5 protein-coding genes are annotated in these 6,000 nt (G+C 67.1%); 3 read left to right on the forward strand and 2 right to left on the reverse strand.

The annotated features are described in order from the left end of the window. Nucleotides 1-97 precede the first annotated feature (97 nt). The 3 genes from aceB (at nt 98) to HOP12_16120 (ending at nt 3,956) form a co-directional block, all read left to right on the forward strand. On the forward strand, nt 98-1,720 hold the full coding sequence (gene aceB / locus HOP12_16110; protein NOT35665.1) for a malate synthase A: 1,623 nt from the start codon (nt 98-100) through the stop codon (nt 1,718-1,720). Between the two features lie 94 nt (nt 1,721-1,814). Then, on the forward strand, nt 1,815-3,107 hold the full coding sequence (gene aceA, locus HOP12_16115) for an isocitrate lyase (protein ID NOT35666.1): 1,293 nt from the start codon (nt 1,815-1,817) through the stop codon (nt 3,105-3,107). 69 nt (nt 3,108-3,176) lie between these two features. Then, nucleotides 3,177-3,956, forward strand: coding sequence for a VOC family protein (locus tag HOP12_16120; protein NOT35667.1), 780 nt, complete (start codon nt 3,177-3,179; stop codon nt 3,954-3,956). Between the two features lie 45 nt (nt 3,957-4,001). Here the strand turns inward: HOP12_16120 and HOP12_16125 are convergent, their stop codons facing one another. Together HOP12_16125 and HOP12_16130 are read right to left on the reverse strand one after the other, a co-directional pair. Next, entirely contained in the window at nt 4,002-4,787 is a 786-nt protein-coding gene (locus tag HOP12_16125; GenBank protein NOT35668.1) for a prohibitin family protein, read from the reverse strand. 201 nt (nt 4,788-4,988) lie between these two features. Then, complete coding sequence (locus tag HOP12_16130) at nt 4,989-5,969, reverse strand: trypsin-like serine protease (protein NOT35669.1); 981 nt, start codon at nt 5,967-5,969, stop codon at nt 4,989-4,991. Nucleotides 5,970-6,000: the final 31 nt, after the last annotated feature.

Genomic DNA, 6,000 nt, shown 5'->3' on the forward strand with positions numbered 1-6,000 from the left:
CTGATTGACACTCCAGATGTTTCTTTAGTTGTCATCGTAACAGTATGCAGCACAGTATTTTATTGAACTGAAACGATCGCTGAGTAAACTTGTTTCCATGCGAACTCAACAGGTTGCCTCCGCGGAAGCGATCCGTCTCACGATCATTCCGACCACTGAGCAACAGGCACTGCTCACTCCCGAAGCGCTCGCCTTCGTTGCGGATCTCGTTCGACGCTTCGGCGGCTCGATTGAGGCGGCGCTCGAGCGTCGCGTGGCTCGGCGCGCTCGGCTGGCCGAAGGAGAGACGCTCGACTTCCTCGCTTCGACGGCGGGGATTCGCAGTGCCGACTGGAAAGTGGCACCGCTGCCGCTCGACCTGCACGAGCGCACGGTCGAGATCACCGGGCCGGTCGATCGCAAGATGATCATCAACGCGCTCAACTCGGGCGCGAATGTGTTCATGGCGGACTTCGAAGACTCGAACGCGCCGACCTGGGACAACCTGATCCAGGGCCAGCTGAATCTCCACGCGGCGGTGCGCCGCACGCTGACTCACGTCGATGGCGCGAGCGGCAAGTCGTATCGATTGAACGAACGCGTCGCGACGCTGCTGGTGAGGCCGCGCGGACTGCACCTGTCGGAATCACACCTGCACGTCGACGGCCGCGCGATCCCGGCCTGCCTGTTCGACTTCGGGCTCTACGCCTACCACAACGCGAAGGAACTTCTGTCGCGCGGCAGCGGGCCCTACTTCTACCTGCCGAAGCTCGAGAGTCACCTCGAGGCGCGCATCTGGAACGACGTCTTCACGCATTCCGAAGCCGTGCTGGGTCTGCCGCACGGCAGCATCAAGGCCACCTGCCTGATCGAGACTCTGCCGGCGGCGTTCGAGATGGACGAGATCCTGTGGGAATTGCGCGAACACTCGGCGGGACTCAACTGCGGTCGCTGGGACTACATCTTCTCGTTCATCAAGACGCAGCGCTCGACCGCCGCAGCGGTGCTGCCGGATCGGTCGCAGGTCACGATGGAGCAGCCGTTCATGCGGGCCTACACGCAGCTCGTGATCCGCACCTGCCATCGTCGTGGGGTGCATGCGATCGGCGGTATGGCCGCGCAGATCCCGATCCGTGACGACGCGGCCGCAAGCGATGCAGCGCTCGCGCGGGTGCGCGCCGACAAGCGCCGCGAAGCGATCGACGGCCACGATGGAACCTGGGTGGCGCATCCGGGCCTGGTGGCGCTCGCTCGCGAAGAGTTCGCGGCGCAGATGAGCGGGCCGAATCAGCTCGATCGGCTGCGCGAGGACGTGCGAGTCGAGGCGGCCGACCTGCTCCAGGTGCCGACGGGCTCTCGCACCGAAGCCGGTCTGCGTCACAACATCCGGGTCGGTGTTCAGTATCTCGAAGCATGGCTCAGAGGACTCGGTTGCGTGCCGCTCTACCACCTGATGGAAGACGCCGCGACCGCCGAGATCTCGCGCACGCAGATCTGGCAGTGGATTCGCCACGGAGCGGCACTCGACGACGGCCGCGTGGTGACGAAGGCGCTGGTCGAGCTGCTGCTCGACGAAGAGATGGAGCGGGTGGCCCGCGAAGTCGGGGCTGCGCGCTTCGAGAGTGGTCGCTTTCCTCAGGCGATCGAGCTGTTCCTGCAGGTCGGAACCGCACCGCAACTCGAAGAGTTCCTCACCCTGACGGCGTACGAAACGCTCAATCGCATCCATGACACCCAATAGCAACGACGACCCCATGACCACGCACCCGGAGAGGCCCGCCATGATCCAGAACGGAACGCATCCCGCGACCCTGACGACCACCGACCTCCATGCCATGAATGGCACGAACGGGAGCCGGATGCCGGCTCGCGGACGTTGGGACGGCGTTCATCGTCCGTACACGGCCGAGGACGTCGAGCGCCTGCGTGGTTCCGTGAAGATCGAGCACACGCTCGCGCGTCTCGGCGCCGAGCGGTTGTGGAGCCTGCTCACGAGTCGCGACTTCGTCCCGGCGCTCGGAGCGATGACGGGCGGCCAGGCGGTTCAGCAGGTGAAGGCGGGGCTCGAAGCGATCTACCTGAGCGGCTGGCAGGTCGCCGCCGACGCGAATCAGGCCGGGCAGACCTATCCGGACCAGAGCCTCTATCCGGTCAACAGCGTTCCGCAGGTGGTGAAGCGCCTCAATCAGGCCCTGATGCGGGCGGATCAGATCGAGCACGCCGAACACCTCGGCGCCCCGAACGGCAACGGCAACGGCAACGGTGCGAAGCGTTACTGGCTGGCACCGATCGTGGCCGATGCGGAGGCCGGATTCGGCGGTCCGCTCAATGCGTTCGAACTGATGAAGTCCATGATCGAAGCCGGCGCGGCTGGTGTGCACTTCGAGGACCAGCTGTCGTCCGAGAAGAAGTGCGGTCACCTCGGCGGCAAGGTGCTGGTGCCGACCTCACAGTTCATCCGCACGCTGGTCGCGGCGAGGCTGGCGGCCGACGTGCTGGACGTTCCGAGCCTCATCATCGCCCGCACCGACGCGGACAGCGCCAAGCTCATCACCAGCGACGTCGATGCGCGGGACCGCGAGTTCCTGAGCGGTGGTCGCACGCCGGAGGGCTTCTACCACTACAAGGGTGGACTCGCCGCCGCGATCGCCCGGGGTCTCGCCTACGCGCCGTACGCCGACCTGATCTGGTGCGAGACTTCGACGCCGGACCTTCACGAGGCCCAGGTGTTCGCCGAAGCGATTCACGCCGAGTTCCCCGGCAAGATGCTGGCGTACAACTGCAGCCCGTCGTTCAACTGGAAGGCCAAGCTCGACGCGGCGACGATCTCCAAGTTCCAGCGCGAACTCGGGGCGCTGGGCTACAAGTTCCAGTTCGTCACGCTGGCCGGATTCCACAGCCTCAACTACGGCATGTTCCAGCTCGCGCGTCGGTATCGCCGCCACGGCATGTCGGCCTACGCCGAGCTGCAGAGCGCGGAGTTCGCAGCCGAGGAGAACGGCTACACCGCCACGCGCCACCAGCGCGAGGTCGGCACCGGCTACTTCGATCAGGTGATGCAGCTGATCGCGGACGGCGGCTGCTCGACCCTGGCGCTCGACGGCTCCACCGAACGCGCACAGTTCTAGAATCCTCGGCTTCCGGTGCAGGCGCCGGTCACGCAGCGACGTGACCGGCGCCTGGTCTATTCTGTGCACGTGAACCTGCGATTCGATCACGCCGTCGTGATCGTCGATGCGCTCGAGCCGGCCGTGCGTCACCACGAGGACGCCGGCTTCACCGTGGTTCCGGGCGGCCGCCACGATGTGCTCCCGACCGAGAACGCTCTGATCGCGTTCGCGGACGGCAGCTATCTGGAGCTGCTGGCGTTCCGGGACGCCACGACGCGCGACGAGCTGCTTCGGCTGGCGGGGAGCCCGCGATGGGACGCCCACCTGCAGAGCGTGTCCGCGATCGCGCGCCGATTCCTGCCGCGACTCGTCGGAGCGCAGGGGGTGGCGGACTGGGTCCTCGCCGGTTCAGGCCTCGATCGATTCGCGTCCGAGTCACGCCGACGGGGCGAGGTGATGACCGGTCCGTTTCGCATGAGTCGCGCGCGGCCCGACGGGCAGTCGCTCGAATGGGACCTGCTGATGCCCTCCAACTTCGAGGCGCCGATCTTCATCGAGGATCGCACCGCGCGCGAATTGCGAGTGCCGGCGGATGGAGCTGCGACTTCGCATCCCAATGGCGCGCGCGGAGTGGTCGGCGTGACGGTGCGCGTGCCGTCGGTTCCGGCCGCCGCGCTGCGCCTCGCCCGACTGTTCGACGTCGCGCCGCGCGCGGGCGCCGACGGGAGCACCACGCTTTGGATAGCCGGGGTGCAGGTCGAACTGCTCGCAGGCGAGCCCGTCGGAGCGGTCGCGGTCCGGCTCGACGGGCTCGATGCGGCGGCTTCTGGACCCGGCCTCGGCGGCATCCACGCCGCCGGCCCGTGAGTCGTTCGTTGTCGCGAGTGGTTGGCGCGTCGCGTCGCGCGCCACCTATTGGCCGAGGATCAGCGGCAGCCCGTCCTTGCCGGCGCCGATCACCACGGTCTTCGCGTTCGCAGACTCGGCGAGCTTCGCGGTCGCCTCGATGCCTTTCCAGCGCAGCAGCAACTCGTTGAGTCCGGTGCTAACGATCTTCTGATAGTCGGCGATACCGCGCGCCTCGATCCGCTTGCGATCCGCTTCCTTCTCTTCCTTTCGCAGCACGAAGTCCATCTGCTGCGCCTGCTGATCGGCCGCGAGCTTGGCCTGAACCGCGTTCGCGACCTGTTCCGGCAGGTTGAGGTTTCGCAGCAGGACCGCCTCCACCACCACGCCGCGGTCGGAGAGCCGGCCCTTGATTTCCTCGTTCATCCGCAGCGAGACCTCGGCGCGCCGCCCCGAGTAGAGGTCGGAGGCCTGGAAGCCGGCCGTGACGTCGCGCGTCGTCGAGCGAAACTCGGGCACGATCACGTTGTCGATCATCGCCTGCAGCCCGCCGTAGCGGCTGTAGACCTCGCGAGCTCTCGACGGATCGATGTGAAAGACGATGCTGACGTCGAGCCCGACCACCAGCCCTTCGCTGGTCGGACTGGTGGTGCGCTCCTCGATCGACTGGGTCCGACAGCTGATGCGGTGGACGCCCTGCCACGGCATCCACACGTGAGCCCCGGGCGCCCAGGTGCCCTTCTGGACGGCGCCGTACACTTCGATAACGCCCACATGCTCAGCCGGAACCGCCGCGCAGCCGCCGACCGTCCCTGCGAGCGCGAGCAACAGCAGCCAATCACTTCGTTTCATCGGAGACCTCCCAGAGAACCAGCCCTCGGTCCGCAGCGCCCTTTCGGCGCGGTAGCGCATCGAGCGTCGTCGACACCGCGCGCACGCTCGCGAACTCGCACGCCACGATGATGCGCGGGAGCGCGAGGCGCAAGGAGTCCTCATCGCCATCGCGACGCTTCGCGATCTCAATGACGAGCGCCTCGGGCGCCTCAGTAGCGGCTAGTCGGGCAGCCCCGACTCGATCGGGGTGACGACCGAGGTGCGGCGCTCGCCGAGGCGCAGATAGGCCAGCTCGGTCGCGCTTCCGATGTGTCCCTCGCCGAGCATGCGATGCAGATCGTCAACGCTGGTCAACGGACGCGTCGCGAGTTCCACCAGGATGTCGCCCTCGCGCAGTCCAGCCCGCTCGGCGGGACTGCCCTTCTCGACGTGCACGATCATGACCGCGTGCTCCGAGGTGAGCTGATGAACGCGAACGGTGCGCCGGTTGAGCCGCACCGGCTGAGCACCGACGCCCAGCCACGCGCGCCGGATGCGACCGTCGCGGATCAGGCGGCTCGCCACCCACTGCGCGGTGCTCGCCGGGATCGCGAAACACAGGCCCTGACCGGGCAGGATCACCGCGGTGTTGACGCCGATCACCTGGCCGCGCGAGTCCACCAGGGGTCCACCGGAGTTCCCGGGGTTGAGCGCCGCGTCGGTCTGAATGATGTTGTCGATCAGGCGCCCCGACTGTGAACGCAGCGTGCGTCCAAGCGCGCTGATCACGCCGGCCGTGACGGTCGCCTGAAAGCCGTAGGGATTTCCGATTGCGACCACCAACTGGCCGGGCCGCAAGGTGTCCGAATCGCCGAGCAGCGCGGGCACCAGTTCGTCGCCCGACACGCGCAACACCGCGAGGTCGGTGTCGGGATCGTCGCCGATCAGATCGGCGCCCGCGCGCCGCCCGTCCGGGAGCATTACCTCGAGCTGCGCCGCACCGTGCACGACGTGACTGTTGGTGAGGATCATGCCGTCGTGCGTGAACACGAAACCCGAGCCGTGGCCGCCGGCACGCTCTCCGCGCGGCGAGCGGTGCGTCACGTCGATCCTCACGACCGAGGGTGCGACACGATCCACGACCGAAGTCACGGCGTGGGAGTAGGCATCGAGCAACGGAGCGTCATCCGGGGAAGTGTCGGGGCGGGAGTCGAGATTCATGGCGGATTCCGGGTCGAGGGGGAGGGGCGCG

Source organism: Candidatus Eisenbacteria bacterium, from assembly GCA_013140805.1.
Classification (GTDB): Bacteria; Eisenbacteria; RBG-16-71-46; order RBG-16-71-46; family RBG-16-71-46; genus JABFRW01.